The sequence below is a fragment of the Pseudoalteromonas sp. JC3 genome, from assembly GCF_030291895.1.
Lineage (GTDB): Bacteria > Pseudomonadota > Gammaproteobacteria > Enterobacterales > Alteromonadaceae > Pseudoalteromonas.
In genome coordinates this window covers 4122838-4145295 of the sequence record NZ_CP127855.1, presented here as the reverse complement: position 1 = coordinate 4145295, position 22458 = coordinate 4122838, and the positions used below count along the sequence as shown (strand labels likewise).

16 protein-coding genes are annotated in these 22458 nt (G+C 45.7%); 12 read left to right on the top strand and 4 right to left on the bottom strand.

Features of this window, described 5'->3' with window-relative positions; genetic code table 11:
• The first annotated feature begins 570 nt into the window (after positions 1-570).
• The gene (gene ylqF, locus QSH61_RS18030) at positions 571-1515 is read left to right on the top strand and encodes a ribosome biogenesis GTPase YlqF (protein ID WP_039493363.1); all 945 of its coding nucleotides are present in this window, start codon (positions 571-573) and stop codon (positions 1513-1515) included.
• Here the strand turns inward: ylqF and QSH61_RS18025 are convergent.
• Positions 1512-2921 carry a sensor domain-containing diguanylate cyclase gene (locus tag QSH61_RS18025; RefSeq protein WP_174170228.1) on the bottom strand — a complete coding sequence of 470 codons (1410 nt, stop codon included), beginning with the start codon at positions 2919-2921 and terminating at the stop codon, positions 1512-1514. The two genes, ylqF and QSH61_RS18025, sit on opposite strands and share 4 nt — an antisense overlap.
• A 1652-nt stretch (positions 2922-4573) precedes the next feature.
• Between QSH61_RS18025 and QSH61_RS18020 the strand changes: the two genes are divergently transcribed.
• Genes QSH61_RS18020 through QSH61_RS17995 form a run of 6 tightly spaced genes read left to right on the top strand, consistent with a single transcriptional unit; the run spans position 4574 to position 11184 of the window.
• Entirely contained in the window at positions 4574-5803 is a 1230-nt protein-coding gene (locus QSH61_RS18020; protein ID WP_130165264.1) for an OprO/OprP family phosphate-selective porin, read from the top strand.
• 12 nt (positions 5804-5815) lie between these two features.
• A complete protein-coding gene (locus QSH61_RS18015; RefSeq protein ID WP_206473473.1) occupies positions 5816-6778 on the top strand; it encodes a Bug family tripartite tricarboxylate transporter substrate binding protein in 963 nt (320 codons plus the stop codon).
• A gap of 60 nt (positions 6779-6838) precedes the next feature.
• Complete coding sequence (locus tag QSH61_RS18010) at positions 6839-7315, top strand: tripartite tricarboxylate transporter TctB family protein (protein WP_174170229.1); 477 nt, start codon at positions 6839-6841, stop codon at positions 7313-7315.
• 3 nt (positions 7316-7318) lie between these two features.
• A complete protein-coding gene (locus QSH61_RS18005; protein WP_206473472.1) occupies positions 7319-8827 on the top strand; it encodes a tripartite tricarboxylate transporter permease in 1509 nt (502 codons plus the stop codon).
• A gap of 21 nt (positions 8828-8848) precedes the next feature.
• Positions 8849-10477: a sensor histidine kinase gene (locus QSH61_RS18000; RefSeq protein WP_174170231.1), complete on the top strand. Its 1629-nt coding sequence runs from the start codon at positions 8849-8851 to the stop codon at positions 10475-10477.
• 2 nt (positions 10478-10479) lie between these two features.
• On the top strand, positions 10480-11184 hold the full coding sequence (locus QSH61_RS17995; protein WP_174170232.1) for a response regulator: 705 nt from the start codon (positions 10480-10482) through the stop codon (positions 11182-11184).
• Here QSH61_RS17995 and QSH61_RS17990 read toward each other — a convergent pair.
• The 3 genes from QSH61_RS17990 to QSH61_RS17980 all read right to left on the bottom strand — a co-directional run bounded on the left by QSH61_RS17990 (position 11181) and on the right by QSH61_RS17980 (position 16832).
• The gene (locus tag QSH61_RS17990) at positions 11181-12470 is read right to left on the bottom strand and encodes a DUF3472 domain-containing protein (RefSeq protein WP_206473470.1); all 1290 of its coding nucleotides are present in this window, start codon (positions 12468-12470) and stop codon (positions 11181-11183) included. The two genes, QSH61_RS17995 and QSH61_RS17990, sit on opposite strands and share 4 nt — an antisense overlap.
• A 38-nt stretch (positions 12471-12508) precedes the next feature.
• Complete coding sequence (locus QSH61_RS17985) at positions 12509-15358, bottom strand: TonB-dependent receptor (protein ID WP_206473468.1); 2850 nt, start codon at positions 15356-15358, stop codon at positions 12509-12511.
• Between the two features lie 103 nt (positions 15359-15461).
• On the bottom strand, positions 15462-16832 hold the full coding sequence (locus QSH61_RS17980; protein WP_010606892.1) for a Gfo/Idh/MocA family oxidoreductase: 1371 nt from the start codon (positions 16830-16832) through the stop codon (positions 15462-15464).
• Between the two features lie 255 nt (positions 16833-17087).
• On the opposite strand from QSH61_RS17980, the gene agaR reads away from it, so the two are divergent.
• Genes agaR through nagA form a run of 5 tightly spaced genes read left to right on the top strand, consistent with a single transcriptional unit; the run spans position 17088 to position 22323 of the window.
• Positions 17088-17858: a transcriptional repressor AgaR gene (agaR, locus tag QSH61_RS17975; RefSeq protein ID WP_102057735.1), complete on the top strand. Its 771-nt coding sequence runs from the start codon at positions 17088-17090 to the stop codon at positions 17856-17858.
• 11 nt (positions 17859-17869) lie between these two features.
• Complete coding sequence (locus QSH61_RS17970; protein ID WP_174170235.1) at positions 17870-19159, top strand: D-tagatose-bisphosphate aldolase, class II, non-catalytic subunit; 1290 nt, start codon at positions 17870-17872, stop codon at positions 19157-19159.
• On the top strand, positions 19156-20274 hold the full coding sequence (locus tag QSH61_RS17965; protein ID WP_206473466.1) for an SIS domain-containing protein: 1119 nt from the start codon (positions 19156-19158) through the stop codon (positions 20272-20274). The genes QSH61_RS17970 and QSH61_RS17965 overlap by 4 nt, the downstream gene beginning before the upstream one ends.
• Positions 20271-21179: an ROK family protein gene (locus QSH61_RS17960; protein ID WP_102057732.1), complete on the top strand. Its 909-nt coding sequence runs from the start codon at positions 20271-20273 to the stop codon at positions 21177-21179. Before QSH61_RS17965 ends, QSH61_RS17960 begins: the two co-directional genes overlap by 4 nt.
• Complete coding sequence (nagA, locus tag QSH61_RS17955) at positions 21172-22323, top strand: N-acetylglucosamine-6-phosphate deacetylase (protein WP_206473464.1); 1152 nt, start codon at positions 21172-21174, stop codon at positions 22321-22323. Before QSH61_RS17960 ends, nagA begins: the two co-directional genes overlap by 8 nt.
• The last annotated feature ends 135 nt before the right edge of the window (positions 22324-22458 follow it).

Sequence of the window (22458 nt, the reverse complement as noted above, 5' to 3'; positions counted from 1 at the left end):
TTTGTACTTATTAATGGTGGACCTAGTCGCAAAGTCAACTCCACTTGCTTTTTCCAAATTGATGTTGAGTTTTAAAGGTATAAGGTTGATTCGTGAAATAGTAAGAAACTACTTGTACGGCAGTATTATGCTGATTTTTAGTATGTATGTTTGGATTATATACTTTTCGGAATCAAACTTGGCAGTTCTTATCTTGGTAACACCTTATGTCATTTTAATTACAGTCCCTGCACTGATTATGAGCTGTATACTCACCCGATGTATTAGAAAAAATCAGAGGGCTGAAGGGCAGCCCTAATGGGGAACATACGTTAGCAAAATGATTGGGTGAATATGGATGAGGCGGCTTTGAATCGTCGTACTAACAAAGCCATTAACCCAATCCTGTCAATTTATAGTAGAATAACCAACTTAGTGATGAGGTACTGCTGCTGTATTAAAAGCGTTTAGTACCCTATGTTGTATCCTTTACTTATCTCTTGCTTCGTACGAATGGCGCTATGGTAGGTGTGAGCTTGGCAAGGTGTTCAACATATGAGCTTTTAAAGTTAATTAATACAGGTGGTTATAATGGCAATACAGTGGTTCCCAGGGCATATGAATAAAGCGCGCAATGAGATCAAAGAGATCATGCCGCAGATGGATGTCATTATTGAAGTGCTGGATGCTCGTATTCCATACAGTAGCGAAAACCCGATGGTAGGGCAGTTACGTGGTGACAAGCCTGTTATCAAAATCATGAACAAAGCGGACCTTGCCGATCCTGAACTGACCAAGCAGTGGATGGAGTATTTTGAACGTGAGAGCGGTGTAAAAGCGCTGGCGTTTGGTCATGATAAGGCGAATGAAGTACAGCGTATTAATGCGCTTTGCAAAAAGCTTGCACCTCATAAAGTGGGTCAAGATAAGCAGCTAAAAGCCATGATCATGGGTATTCCAAATGTGGGTAAATCGACACTTATCAATACACTTGCTGGCAGAATTGTTGCAAAAACAGGTAATGAACCAGCGGTAACTAAAGCGCAACAGCGTATTAAGCTTGAAGACGGCATTATGCTTTACGATACGCCGGGTATGTTGTGGCCAAAGGTTGAGAACGAAAACTCGGGCTATCGTTTGGCGGCAACGGGTGCTATTCGCGATACGGCTATCAATTATGAAGAAGTGGCGAGTTACACCGCTGAATATCTGCTAGGTGCATATCCAGAGCTTTTAAAAGCACGTTACAAGCTCGACGAATTACCGGACTGTGATTGGACATTTATCGAGATGGCTGGCCGCAAGCGTGGTTGTGTAAAGGGCGGCAATCAGGTCGATACGCATAAGATGTCGGAGATTTTAATCAACGAACTGCGCGATGCTGTTATCGGACAGATCACGATGGAAACGCCGGAAATGCGAGAGTCGGAAGAAGAAATGGTTGCTGAGTTACGAGCACAAGCTGAGGCTAAAAAGGCCGCGCGTGAAGACGAAAAACGTCAGCGCCGCGCAAGAGCGCGTAAGAATCGCCGCTAAGCGGCGAATTTGGTTTGATTCCGGCCTTGTTTGGCACGATAGAGCGCGGCATCGGCGCGCTTTATAAAACCATCTTCTGATTCATCAATATGGTATTGTGCAACGCCAATACTGACTGTCACTTTGACCTCACATTCCGCCTGCTCTAGAGCAACATGGATCTTCTCAGCAATCGCAATTCCTTGTTCTAACGTCGCTTTGGGTAGCAATACCATAAATTCTTCACCTCCCCAGCGGCACAACAAACCGTTGTTTTCTATCTGGCGTTTACATACGTTCGAGAAGCATTGCAGCACTCTGTCGCCTACCACATGGCCATGTTGATCGTTCACTTGTTTAAAGTGGTCAATGTCCATCATCAACATTACTACAGGGGTTGATTGGGTACGCGCTTTCGCTAAATGATGCTGAAGCTGTGGCTCGAAGGCTTGACGATTAAAGGTATCGGTGAGTTTGTCGTACTTCGCCATTTTTTCTAAGCGTTTTTGATAATGGTTAAACGTCAACTGCGCTACGGCCAATATTAATAAGGTGACTAGGCTCCCTACCCATAAATTGGTTGTGAGTATGTCGCTTATTCCACTGGATTTATCTATTGTTTGCTCAACAATTAAATACCAGCCTATAGAGTCCAAATAGCGCGAATGGACAAACTCGGCATGGTCGTCGGTTTCCAACCGAAATTGATATTCGGATTGATTGAGCAGCGCCGTTGCTTGGGTTGGAAAACGATCATGAATACTGGTGCCTGATAGGGTCTGATCGTTAAAAAATAATAGCCTGCCTTTGTGGTCAATAAAGTACAGTTTGCGTGCGTAGCTGGCTTCGTATTGTTCGATTAAATTATGTAAATCAGCCAATAAGATGCCAACCCCAACAACGCCAATTACATCGTTGTTTTGCCTTATTTTATGATTGACGTAAACAATGGCTTCGTTGTTATCTCTTGGGTCTATATCAACATTGAGCGCATAGTCAGCATCGCTGTGCAAGCTTTCTCGGTACCAATCGTTTTGTTTGGCGCGAATGTCTAATTGCTGGGTGTTACCATCAAAGTGGTAATAAATGAGGCTCTTGTCATCCACTAAAAAGCTTGTTTTTGCGTGATGTAAAGCTCGAGTATCTTCTAAGTAGGTGAAAATAAGCGCAGGGTCTTGCTGTGAAGACGTTAGCCAGCGTTTAATAAAGACGTTATTTGCCATTTGCTGAGAAACAATAATTGGAGCTTGAAGCCGTTTTTGTATATCTAAATCAATCAGATGGCTGGTGAGTGGCAGAGCATCATCGCTCACCCCTTTATACAACGATTGTTTAGCATGCTCGATACTTATCCAGCTGGTGAAAATAAACCCTACCAGCAGCAGCAGACTTAACAACATGTTATAACGGTAGCGTCGAGCGTTCATATTATTGTTATTTTTGGAAAAATAGAATGATACGGATTCTAGTAAAAGAAAACGATTACACGACATTACAGCTGAACAAACGCTGATAGAAAATGTAGGCATAAAAAAAGCCCTGAGCAGGGCCTTTTGATTCATATCTACCGTCACCGATATGAGCAATGTAGCAAGTAAAAAGTGGTTGCCAGTGATACACATCAAGGGGCGTTGTAGCACATCACCGACAACACGATTCAGGGTCGAATCAGCAAGAGCATGTTCTCTTGTTGATATTGATTATCAATTAGATTAGCCGTTAGGTCAATACCTTTTTGAAAATAATTCTCATTAATATTTGTACGGCTGTTTTTCGGTAAGTGCTGAAAATAGATATAATACCAGTTGTATTAAGTAAATGATCTATCTTGAAGCAGGGAAATAGCTTTAGTAGCAAGGCAAAAATTTTGCTATTTAGTTGTTCTAAATGAGAAATTTTTAACGAAGCTAATATGCTATTTCACCCTTCAAATTGATTAGAGAATTAATTCAATTGGTATAAATTTTAGGCATAAAAAAAGCCCTGAGCAGGGCTTTTTACGTTCATATCTACCGTCACCGATATGAGCAATGTAGCAAGTAAATTGTGAGAATAAACTTAGTCAGGTTTAGGGGCGACTGAGTTAAGTTCATTCAAGCCATTAACGTTGGCCAGCCGTGTTTCAGGGTCGAGAAACAAACTAGAGTACTAATGCCAATCTCAAGGTAGTGAGTACATCAGGTAGACAGGGCTTTACAACTATCAACCTTACTAACTGAGTTGGCGAAACAACACGTTGCCGTCTTGTTGATAGTGATTATCAGTTAGATTTAACAATGAGTCAATACTTTTTTGAAAATAATTCTCATTAATATTAGTGTGGCTGTTTTTCTAGGAAATACCGAAGTGAAAATAAATTTTGGGCATAAAAAAAGCCCTGAGCAGGGCTTTTTGATTTCATATCTACCGTCACCGATATGAGCAATGTAGCAAGTAAAAAGTGGAGTTAGCGTCTAAATACGAGGAGCAATGCAAGTGCCTGCTAACGTCCTTGGTAGTTGTGGATACCAGCCTTGTTTCGGGTCAAGAAACTATTGTGATAACAAGTTGAGCCGTCACTCTCGCCTTGTTGATAGTGATTATCAATTAGATTTGAAGGGCTGTCAACGTTCTTTTTGAAAATAATTCTTATTTAGATCTAAGTGATTGGAATTACACCAAATTTAAATTTATTGAGTGTATTGTTTTATTAATGTGATGGTTTTTGGTGTGTTGTGTGTCTTATTTCTGCTTATTCTAGGGGGCAAAGTATTATTCTATATTGAGCTTTGTAGGCTCACCGTTTCCAGAGCTTCAGAGAAAAGCTAGGTTAATTCATCATCCACATCTTAGATATTTTGATTAACGCAGTAGTCATACTTTCGCTTCACTCGTTATTTATTTCCACACTACTTTGGGTTTTGTGCATATTGCTCATGATTTTTATGCACAAAACGCGTTTTACTCAACTTAATCAACTTATTTCCGCAATCTATGGTTAATTGAGGGTTAACAATAAGCTCGTACTTGATAGCAGGTTGTAGTCGCTAGTCACAATACGTTTAAGACAAATGAGTACAGAGCAATGAGAACAACAATAATGAAGCCAGTTGCAGCAATGTCATTAATTGCAGTAACTGCTTGCCCCGTTTTGGCACAACAAGATGAAGCACTAGCCAGCAAGGTTGCAAAGCTAGAAGCGCAATTAAAGGAATTACAGTCCAATAAATCACTGAACCTTGAGTTTGGTGGGCGTGTACAACTCGATTTTAACCATTTTAGTGGTGCATACAGCGCCGATAATGAGGGTAATGCCGCCAGCGACTTTTTTCCGCGCCGGATCCGCACCTATGTAGAGAGTGAGCAAGGCGACTGGGAACACAAGTTACTACTCGATTTTGCTGAAGGCGATGCCGAGATAGTCACTGTAAGAGTGCGTTATACCGGCTGGAACAACGGCCCGCGCTTTCAGTTTGGTAAATTAAGAGAAGATATCACCCTGAATGCGCTCACCAGCAGCAAACACATCAATACCATAGAGCGCAGCTCTATCGCTGATACGTTTTCTCCTTACTTTCGATGGGGCGCATCAGCTTATCAATATTTTAAAGATTCCGGTTTTCGCTATGCGTTAGGGGTATATAAAAACGACGCCTTTGGTGCATCTGGGCGTGACCAAGATGACCGTCTGGCACTTGCCTATTCGGGGCGTTTGACTTGGTCGCAACACACTCCCGGTAAAACCCTGCATTTAGGTGGTTGGGGTTCGTACCGTGATATGGGCGGTGCTACGCTGGGTAATCGCCTTGCTCGCGGTGAAGTACGCGAAGCCAAAGTGCGCCTCGTGGATTATGCTGCAGGCGGTGATGTCGTTGCCCTTGATAGCATGTCACAAGCCGGGTTAGAACTCGCTTATCAACATAATGCCTTTATGCTTGAGGCCGAATATGCCACACGCAACTTAGATACCCTCGACCCTACTTCTGCATTAGATGGGGGAGATATTTCGGGTTATCACTTGTCTTTGAGCTATTTCCTGACCGGTGAACACAAACAATATTCCGCAGGCTCTGCGGTATTTAAGCAACCTAAAGGGGTAAAAAATGCGTGGGAGTTGGTTGCACGTATTTCCAGCATGGATGCTGAAAACGCCAACCAAGGCACGCAAGTCGACGCCTACACACTGGGCGGTACCTATTACCATTCCAGCAGCTTAAAGTTCATGGCTAACCTTGTCTATGCGGATGTTTCAGGCGCTGGAAGTACCGCGTTGGTTGGTGACGAAGATTCAGGATTTGGCTTTGCTGCACGCTTGCAGTATCTATTTTAACGGGAGCAGGTTATGAAGTTTGCATTAAAGCATCTCAAGTTAGCAATGGCTGGCGTGGCGATGATGTCTACTCAGGTATTAGCGGATACCCACTTTTTAATTCCCGGTGGTCCAGGTGGTGGCTGGGATACCACGGCTCGAGCTGTGGGCGAGGCGTTAGTGAAATCAGGGCTTGAGTCCAATGCATCGTTTCAGAATATGTCAGGCGGTGGTGGCGGCCGTGCTATTGCTTATTTGATTGAATCGGGCAATAAAAAAGGCGATATGTTGATGGTTAATTCAACGCCAATCGTGCTGCGCGCATTGTCGGGTAAGATCCCCTACAGTTATCGTGATTTAACGCCCGTTGCCAGCGTAATTGCCGATTATGGTGCATTCGTGGTGCGTGATGATTCGCCTTTTAAGAGCTGGCAGGAGGTGATTGCTCGTCTAGAAGTAAACCCGGGCTCTGTGACAGTCGCGGGTGGTTCAGCTCGCGGCAGTATGGATCATCTCGTTGCAGCACAAGCAGTAAAAGCGGCTGGCGTTGACGGTCGCAAGCTGCGTTACATTCCTTACGATGCCGGTGGCAAAGCCAAGGCCGGTTTATTGTCTGGCGAGGTGAAGATGCTCTCGACCGGATTAAGTGAAGCGCTTGACATGGCAAAAAGTGGTCAGGCGCGCATTCTTGCTGTTACTGCGCCAGAGCCTATCGCGGACTATCCAGAGATCCCAACCCTGAAGTCTTTAGGCTATGACATGGAATTTGTTAACTGGCGTGGTTTTTTTGCGGCTCCGGATCTCCCTCAAGCAAAACTCGACGAATATACCGTGAGATTACAAAAACTGGTGCAAAGCAAAGAGTGGGAAGCGGTGCGCGCACGCAACGGTTGGTTGAATCTATTTAAGCCACAGCACGAGTTTATTGAGGCGCTAGAGGCACAAGAAACACAGCTGAAAGTGGTGATGGAAGAATTGGGTTTCGTTAGACGCTGATTAAATTAAATAGGTGGTTGCAGTGAGGTTACTGCATCACCTAAAAGTGGGTAATTCACTATGTTAAACCGAGAATTGTTAGGCCCAGTGCTGTTTTTAATTCTGTTTTCACTCTATGCGGTATCTGCTTGGCAGATCCCGATTATGCCTTTTGAAGAGTACGAGGCGGTAAACTCAGCAACTTTGCCTAAGGTATACGCGCTGATTGGCATTGTTGTTTGTCTTTTGTCGATTGCCGCAACACTGTTTAAAGGCGTCCCTGCACCTGATACACGTGAAAAAGCAGAGACTACCTCCAAGGCAACCATAGCCCAATGTGCAGCACTGATTGTATTGATGCTTATCTACAGCAGTGTGCTTGAAGAACTCGGGTTTATTGTTTCGACCATTTTGTTTTTAGGCTGTGGCTTTTTAATTATGGGTGAGCGACGTAAGCAAATTTTGTTATTGGCGTCAGTGCCTGTGGTTATCGTGTTTTGGGCCATTATGACGCAGCTACTGGGGATCTATTTGGTTCCCGGTGAGTTTTGGAGTTAAGCCATGTTAGACGGTATTTTAGTTGGCCTGTCCACGGCCTTTATGTGGCAAAACTTACTGTACGTAATTGTTGGCTGCTTTGTCGGTACTTTTATCGGCATGTTGCCCGGCTTAGGGCCAATCACGGCGATTGCGTTGATGATCCCTATCACTTACAACATCGGTGCCGACTCCGGTATGATCTTAATGGCGGGCGTATATTACGGCGCTATTTTTGGTGGCTCGACTTCCTCTATTTTGATTAACGCTCCCGGTGTAGCTGGTACTGTGGCATCGTCATTTGACGGCTATCCAATGGCAAAACAAGGACATGCGGGTAAGGCTTTAGCTGTTGCAGCTTATGCTTCATTTACTGGGGGAACGATTGGTGCGTTGATGCTCATGATAGCCGCACCACTACTTGCAAAAGTGAGCTTAAGCTTTCAGTCTCCAGACTATGTGATGTTGATGTTTTTGGGCTTGACTGCGATTGCTGCTTTTTCTGCAAAAGGGCAATTTTTAAAAGCCATGATGATGACTGTATTTGGCTTGATGTTGTCGACGGTGGGAATAGACCCTTCATCTGGAACTGAGCGTTTTACCTTTGGTCAGGCAGACTTGCTAGACGGCGTAAGCTTTTTGTTGGTCGCAATGGCAACCTTTGCATTGTCTGAGGCACTGATCAACGTGATCCGTCCTGAAAAAGCTAATCAAGGTTCGAATGATGATGACACCCCCGTTATTGGCTCAACAAAATTATCAGGCGCTGAAGTGAAAGAAATGGCGCCAGTTGTGGGGCGCTCTTCGATTTTAGGGTTTATCATTGGCGTATTGCCGGGGGCTGGCGCAACGATTGCGAGTTTTATGGCTTATGCAACGGAGCGAAATTTGGCACCAAAAGCTATTCGTGAGCGTTTTGGGCGTGGTGAAATTCGCGGCTTAGCGGCACCTGAGTCGGCAAACAATGCTGCTTGTACTGGGTCGTTTGTGCCCTTGTTAACGCTTGGGATCCCGGGGTCTGGCACCACTGCGATTATGTTAGGGGCGCTGATTGCCTATGGTATTCAGCCGGGTCCTACGTTAATGCAGGATAATCCTACGGTGTTTTGGTCGGTAATTGTAAGCATGTATTTTGGCAACATTGTGCTGCTGATTTTAAATTTGCCACTGATCCCTTATTTTGCAAAGGCTTTGACTCTGCCACGCTCGGTCCTCACGGTGATGATTTTATTCTTTAGCTTGATTGGCGTTTATCTGGTGTCATTTAATACCTTCGATTTGTTTATGATGGTAGGTTTTGCCTTGGTGGCGGTGGTGCTGAGATTATTGAGTTTCCCGATGGCACCTTTGCTCCTTGGGTTTATTCTTGGCGATATGATCGAACGCAATTACCGCCGCGCCATGATGATTTCGGATGGCTCTATTAGCTTTATTTGGGAGAGGCCACTAACTTTAGGCATATTTGCGCTTGCCATGTTAGTGTTGTTGATCCCATTAAAAGAGTACTTCCAGCAACGAAAAGTTGCGCAGTAACCCAGCAGTGAGGAAATACGTGTGTCGCAATCACAAAAATTAGCACGCAGACCAAAACGCTTAGAAACGCGACTGATCACTTGGGTTGTGGGCTTGTGTGTGATCCAAGCATGCTTATTTACCGCGCTGGTGTATCAGGTTATTACGCAAAGCTTACACCAGGAAGTGGGAGAAAAAGCCTTGGCTTTGGCTAAGGCGGTGGCGGTTCGTGAAGATGTTATGACGGCACTCATAGCAGATAGGGATAGCTCACAGATCCAACGCCTCAATACTAATGTTGAGCTGCTGCGCCAGGCAACTGGCGCAGATTTTATCGTCATTGGTGACACCGAAACGCGACGTATCGCCCACCCAGATGAGCAAAAAATTGGTCGCACTATGGTCGGAGGGGATAGCCAAGCCGCACTGTCTGGAGAGAGTTATATCTCAACAGCACAGGGCAGTTTAGGTGAGTCTATTCGGGGAAAAGTGCCGGTGTACTCTCCCGCTGGTGAGGTGATTGGTTTAGTCTCGGTAGGCTTTTTAGTGCAATCCGTCGAGTCGTTGGTGTTGCAGCGCAGCATTGCCGTTTTTGTCGGAGCTGCAGCGGTGTTACTGCTCAGTGTCATTGCCGCAATTTGGATTGGTCGACGTGTCCGCCAAGCCATTTTTGGCCTGCAACCAGATGAAATCGGGCGCTTATTTGCAGAGCAAGAGGCCATACTGAATACCGTACGGACGGGGATTATCGCGCTTGACCCTGATGGCAGCGTGCGTCGTTTGAATCAACGTGCGTGCGAAATTCTCGAAAAGCCTCGCGGCTTGAGTAAGCAAGGTTTGCACCTGAGCGATCTGTTGCCAGAGCATAGCGACTTCTTGTTGCATAATCCCAATCGCCCTTTAGTTGGTTTTGAGCTATTTGTTGCTGACAAGCGTTTGGTGTTATCGCGGTTTGCGCTGCAAGTGCAAGGTCAACACGAAGGTATTTTACTGAGTATGCGACCCTCCGATGAACTAGAGTATGTGTCAAAGCAGCTCACTAAAGTACAGGCTTTTGCAGAACTGTTGAGAGTGCAAACGCACGACTATTCAAACAAGTTAAATACCATTGGCGCGCTTATCCAAATGGCACAATATGACAAAGCGATTGAGCTGATAGGTCAAGAAAGCCAAGGCTCACAAGCGCAAATTGAAAACCTCCTCACCTATATACAAGAGCCAGTGATCGCGGGCTTATTACTCGGTAAATACCATAAAGCGCGAGAGCATAATGTGGCACTAGAGGTGAGTTCCGACAGTGCGCTGTGCGCTATCCATCAAAAAGAGATGTTGGAACGAATAGTTTCAATATTAGGTAATCTCATCGATAATGCCATCGAAGCGGCAAGAACGACGGCACAGTTGCGGCCTGCCAAAGTGGTCGTAACAGTGGATGAAACGGTTCAGGATATTATCTTTGATGTTGAAGATAGCGGCACTGGACTGATTGGTAACGTCGAAGAGGCGTTTACGCCGCAGTTTAGTACTAAGTCCGGCGACCAACATGGTGTTGGCTTATATCTCGTAAAAACAAATCTTGATTCCTGCCACGGAACCTTAGAGGTTGGGGAGTCTGAATTACTTGGTGCAAGGATCACGGTCTTTATTCCCAAGCAAGTAAAAGAGCAATAACAATGACTTATTCTGTGGTGATCATCGAAGATGAAGTAGCTGTGGCACAATTATTAGCGCAATACCTAGTGACACCGGCAACACCAAGTAGCGCAAGGCAAGGGCAATATCGAGTGGTGGCCAGTAGCGACAATGTTTCTACTGCGACGGTACTGTTGAGTGCGATACAAGCCGACTTAATTTTATTGGATATTTATCTACCCGATGGTAACGGTCTTGAGTTTTTAAAGATGCTACGTGAGCAAGGCTGTAAAAGCGAAGTGATGCTGATCACCGCAGCAAAAGAAGTGGCGACGCTAGAAAAAGCGATCCGTCTGGGAGTCTGTGATTTTTTAGTTAAACCGCTGATCTTGGAACGGCTCGACCTCGCACTCGCTCGCTTTGAGGCGCGTCAGCAGTGTTTGGATGGTGCCAATGAAGTGACGCAATCTATGGTCGACACCTTATTTGGTAGTGAACAGGCGAGCATACAAAGTACAGCTAGACTACCTAAAGGCGTTGACCCACTTACTTTGGAAAAAATTCGTACGGCATTTCAAAGTCAGCCCAAGCAGGTGTTTACAGCAACCCAAATGGGAGAATTGGTGGGGGTGAGCCGCTCAACCGCGCGGCGCTATTTAGAGTTTTTGGTTAGTATAGAAGAAGTAAAAGCCGACCAAAGCTACGGTAGCATTGGCCGACCAGAGAGAAGCTATCATCTAAATTAAGGGTGTGCCTGTAGTGACTGCCATGGGATCACTGGCGCATCATTGCTGCTAGGGCGAGTGAATTCGCTGAGATAAGGTGTGGGTCCCGTGAAGAAACCGGTGTTACGTAAGTAAAAACGGTTTTGCTCTTCACCACCTTGATAATCCAAACGCGACCCTTTTCTGGCGGTGGCGTCATAAGTGAATTTAGCTTGATTTAACTCAACCCAGTTACCTTGGGTGTCACGCAAAAACTGACGATTATAAAATGCCTTACGCTCAAACTGTCCAGCTTCGGGTAAAAAGTTTTCCAAAAAGCTATGCGGTCTTGCAACATAGGTGTTGGTTTCAGGGCGGCTAAAGGCTGCGATTAGCTTCCATTGGCCGGTTTCCGGCGCATAAAAATAGCCGCGATATTCAGTATGGCCTTCATAAGTCGTACTGGGCTCGATATTGACTAAAAAGCGATATGTCGTATCTGGCTGCCAGTTATAACGTAAATAGCTTTGTCCTCCAGAACCTTCATTGCCAAATTCACCGACGTAAACGCCGTCGCCTTTAGCGAGTAATTTGATTTTAAGATTGTCAGGAATCGTGCTCGGATCATCCGTTTGATATGGGCTCCAAACCGAAAACAGCACACGGCGCTCGCTGGGTGAGTTTACCTGAATACCAAAGTAACCTTCGCCAAAACCATTCGCCATAAAATACGAACCTTGTGGATCATAGCCAGATGGCACCGTCACTTCGTTGTAAAACCAGTTATAGTCCTTTTTGTCAGGTACGGTATAGGAAAGGTGTACTGAAGGGCCGCGACGACCCCAGTAAAAGTCTTCTTTGACATAGTTAGGTGCAGGGGTCATGGCCTCGCCATCGAGACTGAGCCCGGTAATGGCGGGGAAGGTACTGTTTCGCCCTTTGGCTAATGTGTCACCGGCTATTTGGACCGTTTGATAGCCAACTTGTGTCACAGCAAAGTCACCGACTTTAACCTTAGTCGGGCTTTGTCTATCGAGGTTAAGCGTCACTTGTTTATTGTTATGCGTTACCAGCAATGTACTTGGTGCACTTGGTTTCTCAAGGTGTAAATAGAGGGTATAGGTGCCAACGTTATTGGCATAAAAATAGTGATTAAATCTAAGCTGCTTATCCTGCCATGGGGCAATTCCTGCTTGAGTTATATATTGCTTGCTGGCGTCAATATCGTTGTTGACCCAAGCGTTGCCGTAACTGCTGATATAAGCCTCTTGCGCTGAGGTAAATAGCGAGGCGCACAGCAGTATCGGTGTCATTATTGTATTCTTCATCTTAAGTTCCTTGAATGGGGCGCGTTGCCCCATGTTGATTAGAAAGAAGTGTTAATGCCTAAACTGATACTGCGGCCGTAACGGCTCAAGTGGCTCACTTGCTCTTGGGTTTTAATGTATGACCATTGACGCTCATTGGTGAGGTTGGTCACGTTTAGGTCAATTCGTGTCTTTGCCGTAAGATTATAGCTGGCACTGAAATCAAACTGACCATAATCCGCTGCCCATTCCGGGCCGCCCCATGCATCTGGATACTTCAGATAATCATCTCGCCAGTTGTAAGCGATACGCGCTTGGTAGTCATCCTTTTCATAATAGATAACTGCATTGTAAGAATGCTCAGACATTCCAGCGAACGGTAGCTCATCTTTTTCGGGGTCGTCGTATTTACTATCCGTAAATGTATAGTTGATTTGCATACCTAGGCCATCAAAAGGTGCCGGTAGCAATTCCTCAAACGACTGTTGATAAGCAATTTCGAAACCTTTGATCTCTGCCCCCGCTTCCGAACGTGGAGATACTTGGGTAAATTCCGGACCGTCAACTTCAACGCCGTCTTTTATGAATTTACCCACTTTTATCGTACCGACACGCCCCTGAGCGATAACAGATTTAATGTCTTTGTAATAGGTTGCAAAGGTGAGCGCACCATAATCAGAGAAGTACCACTCTAGTCCCAAATCAAGTTGGTCTGCTCTAAGTGGTTTGATCCCAGGGTTGGCAAGATTAAGCTCAAACTTACTGAAATTAATTGAGCTATATGGGGTTAGAAAATCGATGCTAGGTCTGGTGATAACTTTAGCCGCGCTGGTTCTAAATAACAGTGAGTCTGTTATTTCTAACTTAAAGTTCATGCTAGGCAGTACATCAGTGTAGTCATCTTCTACGTAAGAATCGGAGTAATAATCGGCAATATCCCCTTCTATACGATAGATAATATCGCCATCTTCGTCTTCTTCTACGTTGTATACCAGACTTGGGTAATCAAAAACGTAGCCATCAGAGGTGATCTCGGTTTTTATTGCTCTTACGCCTAGGTTTAGGTTGTAAGGCATTTCCGACAGCTCGCCGACTAGGTTGGTCTCTAAATAAAGTGCAAACGTTGACTCAGAAAGCTCGTAGGAATCTTTAGGGCTCTTGGTGGCTCTAATTTTTTCATCTGCGGCTTGGGCATTGATGGATTGATAAAATGTATAGAGTTTGTCGTAGTCAAAGCTTGCCCACGGCGCAGGATGCATGCCCGGCTCACCATCTAGGAAGTTATCAAAGTTGGCGGGTACAAGTACATCTGCGGGTAGTCTAAATAAGTTAAGACCACCGAGCTTTTCCACACTTGAGTTATCAAAGCTGTCGTAATCTGAGTTTTTAAAATAAGCCCCACCATTACTAAACATTGACGGATCATCTGATTTACTTACGTCTCTGCCTTTAGTTTGCTTTCCGTAATGAAAACCAAACTTGATGTCTTTGACAAATTCCCATTCAGGAATAAATGTCCCTTCAAGCCTTAACTCTTCAACATCGCTTATCACTTCCGTGCCATAGTTGTAGCTGTAGTGAGCTCCAAAGGGTTGATCGGCATTAAGTGCTGGTGACATGGTCACATCTGGCAGGAGGTTGTCGCCTGTTTGATCTATAGTGATAGTATCCACAAAGCCACGTGCCACGATGTAGCGGTTGTCGCCATCATTGATCCGCTCGGCACGCGACTTAGACACGTCAAATTCAAGCGTTAGATCGCTGGTAGCATACCACTTGAAGTTAAGACCGGCCTGCCAAGTGTCGGTATTGCGAGGCTCAGAGACATTTAGTAGCTCAGCCATCGCGCCGTCGACTAACTCAATGTAGTTGACGTTGCCATCTTCATTAAATTTTAATTCACCTACCGCTGGGATCCCCGGTGTCCAAGGTTCATCATAGGTGACGAAAGAGATTTGATATTTTTCACCGTCGGTTTTGTAGCTTGAGTATAAGCTATCAAAGGTGACATCAATATCATTCGTTGGACGCCATTGTAACGCTAGGCTCGCACCAATGCGCTCACGTTTATCTTGCCAGTTCGAGTAGCGCACATATCCTGGGATCATTGATGGGTGTACTTTCTCGCCCTCATCTAGCTCGCCATTTCGGTTACTGTCAACAGGGACTCGCACGTCAGTATTTTCTTCTGGATCGTAAAACCCTTGTCCTTCATAGGAGTCTTCGCGTTGTGTTCGCTCGGAATAAACGGCGGTAAATAGGGCGCCAAAGGTATTGTCAAAAAAGGTATCACTAATTAGGAAGGAGGCTTGAGGGTTGGTATCGCCGGTACGTTCTTCGTAAATGGCTTTGGCACTTCCGGCGAGGGTAAAGCCATCCATATCTAACGGTCGGCGGGTTTTTATATTGATGACCGAACCAATCCCCCCTTCTTGTGTTTGTGCTTGTGGTGACTTGTATACTTCTAATGCTTGAACCATTTCAGGCGCAATTAAATCGAAGTTAAAGTCACGGCTTGTGTGTTCAGATGCCATTCTACGACCATTGATGGTGGTAACGTTAAAGTCCCCGCCAAGGCCCCGCACTGTGACGTTTTGTCCTTCACCTGCGTTACGGGTAATGGCGATACCTGTCATTCGTTGTAGCGCTTCAGCTAGGTTTTGATCTGGGAACTTGCCAATGTCTTCGGCAACGATGGCGTCCATTACGCCGACTGCGTTTTTCTTGAGAAAGAGTGACTCTTTGATACTGGAACGTACGCCACGTACTTCAATTTTCTCTACTTGTTGCTTGGCTTTATCTTGCTCGTCAGATCCGCTGTTTTGTTCTGTTTCCTGTGCGTGCGCGTATTGGGACAGGGCACAGCTCACGGCCAATCCCACAGCACACAGTTTTAGAGTGTGTTTCATCTTGTTGTCCTGTTGAGTGTTGTTATTATTGCGCCCGCTTTACGGGCGCTTATTCAGGCATTGTTAGTACTTGCTATAGATAGCGTATTTAACCTCTGGTTAGTTATGTGACAATGCCTAGTGGTGCTGCAGTGCGCCATGTGCCCCTGGTGAAATCCGGGAAGTCCTTGCTATTACTTCTGTCTGCAACTGAGTCCATTGAAAGAGGGAAGACCGCTGACCAAGCAGCTGCGTCGTAAACATCCTGATCTAGCGGCTCGCCATTACGAAGGCAGTAAATAATGCGCCAGAACATTAAGAAATCCATGCCACCATGGCCGCCATTGCGCTCTGCTTCAGCCCCCATTTTTTGCCAAAGTGGATGATCATATTTACCGTACCAATCATTCATGTCGTAATCCCACTCGTGAAAGCTCTTACTCCCGCCGTTTTCAAGCGCGATGCGGTTGGGGAATCCTGCAAATACGCCGTTAGTACCTTGAATTAAATTATGGCGGGAGTAAGGGCGTGGGGTAGTGGTATCGTGCTGTACCATAATCGAACGGCCTTTGATGGTTTTAATGATGCTAGTGTTCATATCTCCAGCAATATAGTTCAGTTGGTTACGCTCATGATTTGCTGGGAACTCTCGTTTGGCATAGGCTGCACGACCAAGTGCTGGTGAACTCATGGAGGAGATATAGTCGAAGCGATCGCCACGGTTGATATTCATATATTGAGAAACCGGGCCTAGACCATGGGTTGGGTAGAGGTTACCGTTACGTTTGGTATGCCAATGTGTGCGCCATGAGCCAGTTTTATGCTCAATTTCTTTCATTTGCCAACGAAGTTCATGGATATAAGCTGCTTCACCGTGCAGTAACTCACCGAATAGCCCTTGGCGAACCATGTTTAATACCATCAGCTCGTCGCGACCATAGCAAACGTTTTCCAGCATCATGCAGTTCTTTTGCGTGCGCTCTGCGGTATTTACCAATTGCCACGCTTCTTCTATGGTTACTGCTGCTGGCACTTCGACCAAAGCGTGTTTGCCACTTTCCATTGTGTCTACCGCCATAGGCGTATGCCATTTCCAAGGCGTAGAGATGATCACAATATCAATGTCATCGCGCGCCAACATGCGGCGATAGTCCATATCACTCTTGCCGTAAGTCGCAGGTTTTGGTAAACCCTTGTCGACAACAATTTTAACGGCTCTATCGACGACTGCTTGGTGCGTATCGCAGATGGCTTTGATCTCGACACCGTCAAGATGGCAAAAGTGCTTTACCGCGCCAACACCACGTTGACCTACACCAATAAAGCCCACTCGCACGACATCCAGTTTCGGTACGACTAGACCTTGAACTGAATTTCCTTGTGGCTTTGGTGTAAGCGGCGTCTTATTATTGTTACTCGCGCAGCCAACCACTGCGCTTGTTGCTGCGATAGCAGCCATTGATTGAAGAAATCGCCGGCGGTTTAGATCACCCATAATAACCTCTTAGTTGTTCACTCTTGTTGTTAAAAACGAAATGTTATTTTTTGGTTATTATTACGGCAGTTTTATTTTGAACGCAAGAAAAATATCTTTCATATTCTTTCGCTTTGTTTTCAATGTGTTTCTAATTTAACTTTAAATCCTTATAAAACATTTATTTATGTTTATTTTTGTTTAAAGTTAAAAAAATGAATTGAAAGCAAATGAAAGCTGTGTAGACTAAATTCAACCAAAACGAAAGGAGGTGTCATGCTGAACACCATCGAAAGACGCCACGAAATCGTTCAACTCGTTGGTCAAACGGAACGAGTAGAAGTATCTGAGCTGGCAGAACAATTTGGTGTATCAACCGTGACGATCAGAAATGATCTCAATGCCCTGCATGAAAAAGGTTTGTTGGTTCGCTCTCATGGTGGTGCCGTTGCGAGTTCTAGGTTAACCAAAGAGCTTACCATAACGGAAAAGCACGATCATCATCACCAAGTGAAAGTCGAGCTTGCAAAGTTGGTGGCGGGCCTTATAGGCAATGATGAGTCTATAATTCTGGATTCAGGTACCACCACTGAAGAGGTTGCGAAGCAACTTACCGAGCATCAACAGCTAGTGGTGATGACCAATGGGCTTAACGTGGCGCAAGCGCTCGTTGCAGCTGATGGCGTTGAAGTGTTGATGACCGGTGGTTCACTGCGTAAAAAGTCACTGTCGTTTTATGGCAGCCATGCAGAAGATCAGCTAAAGCAATATCACTTTGACCGTCTGGTGCTCGGTGTTGATGGGTTCTCTGTTGATGTTGGTGTAACAACACACTTTGAACCGGAAGCTGCGCTTAACCGCGAGATGTGTAAGGTTGCAAAGCAAGTCATAGTGGTGACGGACTCCAGTAAATTCGATCGTAAAGGTGTGCATCGCATTATCGCCTGCGAAGAAATTGACGTTTTGGTTACGGACAGTGGTATTCCAGCTGATGTTCATCAGCAATTGGTTGCCGCCGGAATTGAGGTACATTTAATAACGTCTTAAGAGGTGATCATATGCGGCGTTTTCAAGCCCTAATCGAAGCCAATAAATCGGGGAAAAACTCAGGCATTTATGCCATTTGCTCAGCTCACCCTTGGGTGCTAGAAGCGTCGATAAGATATGCCAAGCAGGAAAATACGCTGCTATTAATTGAAGCCACGGCCAATCAGGTTAATCAATTTGGCGGTTACACCGGGATGCGTCCCGCGGATTTTATTGCCAAAGTCGAAGAGATGGCCGACGAACTTGGTTTTGATAAGCAGTTACTGATTTTTGGCGGTGATCATTTGGGACCAGTCTGTTGGACGAGTGAAAATAGCCAAGCCGCAATGGCCAAAGCGTGTGACTTAGTCGCTGAATACGTGAAGGCTGGTTTTAAGAAAATTCACTTAGATGCCAGCATGCCCTGTGCTGACGACCCTGACGTGTTAAGCGATGATATTGTAGCTAATCGCGCTGCCTTGTTGTGTCAAACAGCGGAAGCAGCCGCGATTGCGACGTTTGGTCGTAGTGATATTGTTTATGTGATTGGTACTGAAGTTCCCCCTCCTGGTGGCGCTGATGAACAGATTGACAGTCTACAACCGACCAGCCAAGTTGCTGCGCAAGAAACCCTAGCTTGCCATCGTGAACTCTTTGCAAATAAAGGATTAGCGGATGCTTGGCAACGCGTGGTTGCAATGGTGGTGCAGCCGGGTGTTGAGTTTGATAACACCCAAGTTTTTGACTACAAATCGAATGAAGCGAGTGCATTAAAAGATTTTATTCGTACCGTTGACCGTATCGCTTTCGAAGCGCATTCGACAGATTATCAAACTGCAGGCGCTTATCAGTCGTTGGTTGCTGACCACTTTGCCATTTTGAAAGTCGGGCCTGAATTGACCTTTGCGCTGCGCGAAGGATTATTCGCGCTTCACCATATTGAAAAGCAATTACTACCCTATGTTCATAGTCAGTTTGTTGAGGTGGTGGACGAGGTCATGCTGGCAGAGCCTACGAGTTGGCAGCGTTTTTATCACGGCGAATCACAGCAACTCCGTTTCTTGCGTCAATTTAGCTTTAGCGACCGTATTCGCTATTACTGGCATCAAGATGCGGTGCAAAAGGCGTTAGCAACTATGCTCGAAAACCTAGCGCAGCAGACCTTATCATTGCCGCTTATCAGCCAATATTTTCCAGAGCTATATCAACAAGTACGCCGTGGTGAAATAGCAAGGGATGCCAAAGCGTTAGTGATTGCTAAAATTCAACGTGTTGTGGCTCGCTATTCAAATGCGTGTTTTGCCATGGAGAAAGCGTCATGAACACTTTGCTAGGACACGAAATTGCGCAATTAAAAACACGAAATGCCTATTGGACAGCAAAAGAGATCACCCAGCAGCCACAGATGTGGCAAGAAACCGCTCAATTAGTCGCGAGCATAAAGCCTAAGCTTTTGGTGGAGTTAGCTCCTCTTCTAGATGACCCTGATACTCAGGTTATTTTGACGGGGGCGGGTACATCCGCTTATATCGGTGACGCTATCGCCACTCATCTTAATGCACACATGCGCCAAAGTGTGCGGGCAGTGAGCACAACTGATTTAGTTGCTGCACCACGACAATACCTAGCGACGGATAAACCTTGTTTATTAGTATCTTTTGCTCGCTCTGGCAACAGTCCAGAAAGTGTGGCGGCCGTAGAGTTGGTAACACAGCTGGTTAGTAACAGCCAGCACCTTTTTATCACCTGCAACCGTGATGGAAAGTTGCATCAAGCAGCGCTGCAGACAAGCAATGCAACAAGTATATTGCTACCGGAACCTACGCTTGACCAAAGTTTTGCAATGACGAGTAGCTATTCGTCAATGATGGTTGCAGCGCTACAACTTTTTGCAGTGGATGACGGCTCCGTGGATAAGTTGATCAATGCAGCGCAAAGCATGTTAGCTGCGGCAGAGCAGCAAAATATCCGTGCATTTGCACAACAACCATTTGAGCGTTTGGTGTACCTAGGCTCTGGCTGTTTGTTGGGATTTGCAAAGGAAGCTGCGTTAAAAATGCTTGAGTTATCGGCAGGCCAAGTAATGAGCGTGAGCGAGTCACCGCTTGGGTTCCGTCATGGTCCAAAATCACTTATCAATAGCAAAACTGTCGTGGTATGTTTTATCTCAAGTGATGGTTATACCAGCTTGTACGATCAGGATTTAGTTGCTGAATTGCAGCGTGACGGTACAGCCATGACGGTGCATTCACTTTGTCCTAAAGTGCCACGACTAGAAGATGTGTGGCAAGGGTTACTGTATATGTTGTTTGCACAGCAGTTAAGTTTCTATAAAGCGCTGAATCTCGGTATTTCACCGGACAATCCTTGCCCGTCGGGGGAAGTGAATAGAGTCGTGCAGGGCGTAGTCATTCATCCATTTGGGAGTGAAGTATGATTTATGGAGTGGATGTTGGCGGGAGCAAAATTGAAATTGCGGTGTTTGATGAAAAGCTACAACGCTTAGAGTCTTGGCGTGTGGCGACACCAAAGCACAGTTATGAGGCGTTTTTGGCGCAAATCGTCACTTTGGTGCAGCAAGCCGATGACAAATATGGTTGTAAAGGACAGGTTGGTATTGGTATGCCGGGGATAGTAAATGCGCAGCAGCGCGTGCTATCAGCAAATGTCCCTTGCGCCAATGGTAAAGAAGTTAAGGCTGATCTCGTTGCAAAACTGGAACGGCCCATCGCGGTCGAAAATGACTGCCGTTGCTTTGCGTTATCAGAGGCCAGTCTTGGAGCCGGTAAGCAATATCAAAAGGTCTTTGGGGCAATAATAGGCACCGGTGCTGGAGGCGGGTTTTGCATTGATGGTGCGTTGTATAAAAGTGCCCAAGGGATCGCCGGTGAATATGGCCACCATCCGCTTTCTGCGGTGTTACAGCAAAAATATCACCTGCCTATTTTAGCGTGTGGCTGTGGGTTGCAAGGGTGTTTAGAGCGCTATGTCGCAGGACCAGGGCTTGCCGGTTTGTATCAACATTTCACTACGCGGAAGCGTTCCTCAGAACAAGTTATCACAGCGATGCGGGCTGGAGAAAGTGAAGCAATCCATGCGTTTAATTGCTATATGGATCTGTTGGGCTCGGCGTTTGCAAATTTAATCAAAGCATATGACCCTGAAGTTATCGTGCTTGGCGGTGGCATGTCGCTTATCGATGAACTTGTAGAGGCGCTCCCAAAAGCCATCGAACCTCATGTATTTTCAGCGGTGTCAGTGCCAGATATTGTTAGAGCCAAGCATGGTGATGCAAGTGGTGCATTAGGCGCGGCCCTATTAGGGAGCAAAGTGCATGCTTGAACAGCTTCGTTATATTCGGCCCCGTCGTATCTATACCCCTACCAGCGTCCTTGAAGCGCACGTTGCGGTAATAAAAGGTGAGCGTTTTCACGCGATTATTCCAGCGGCGGAAGCGCCTGATAATACCGAATGTTATTCTAATTTAGATATGTGGCCTGGGTTAATTGATTTACATATTCATGGCCGCGAGGGCTGTGATGTTATTGATGGCAAACTCTCCAGTATAGAAACTATTAGCACTTCGTTGCTCAAACATGGCGTCACTGGCTTTTTGGCAACCACGGTGACGACTACATGGCCACAAACTATTGCAGCGATGAAGGTTATTGGAGCCGCCTATAAGCAAAAGATGCCGGGCGCTCAGGTGTTGGGCGGATACAGTGAGGGCTTATTTTTTAGTGAAAAACACAAAGGTGCCCATAACGAAGCTTTCTTTAAGCCGTTAGACGAAGCCTTAATTGATGAAATGATTAGCGCGGCTGATGGTGCGCTTAAAGCAGTGGCGCTTGCACCAGAAAAGGCTAATGGCGTAAAGATGACACAGTACCTAAGTAAACATGGGGTGCGAGTGATGCTAGGTCATTGTGATGCGGATTTTGCGCAAACCAATGCCGCTTTGGCACATGGTGCCTGCGGCGGGGTCCACGTGTTTAACGGCATGCGTGGCATTCATCACCGTGAACCGGGCTGTGCTGGTGCGTTGTTACTTGATAGCCAAGCCTTGGTGGAAGTGATTGCCGACGGTATTCATTTGCACCCTGCGATTTTACAGTTGATCTACCGCCTAAAAGGTCAGCATAAGGTGGCCTTGATCAGTGATTGTATTAATGCTGGTGGCCTTAAAGATGGTGAATATCAATTGGGTGAAATGCCAGTTGTGGTCAAGGATGGCGTGGCGAAAACTCACAGCGGCAGTTTGGCCGGCAGTACACTAACACTTGAAAAAGCAGTGAAGAATTTAGCAGAATTGGCCAATATTCCGCTTCTAGAAGCCATCAATATGGCAAGTTTAGTACCCGCGACTTATTTAAATATGGACAATGAACTTGGCAGCATTGAAGTGGGTAAAATAGCGCATTTTTCTTTGCTAGATGATGCCTTCCAAGTCCAGCATGCCAACTTGTTCGGAAAGCAGATATTTTAAACAAAAACCCAAGCTCACCGCCCTGAAATTGACAAAATACAATGGAATTTTCTTAAATACAGCGGCCTAGCAGTAAGCGATACGGTAAAAATAGGTCACAAAGTTTCGCATTAGAAACTTTTTCGCGAATTGATT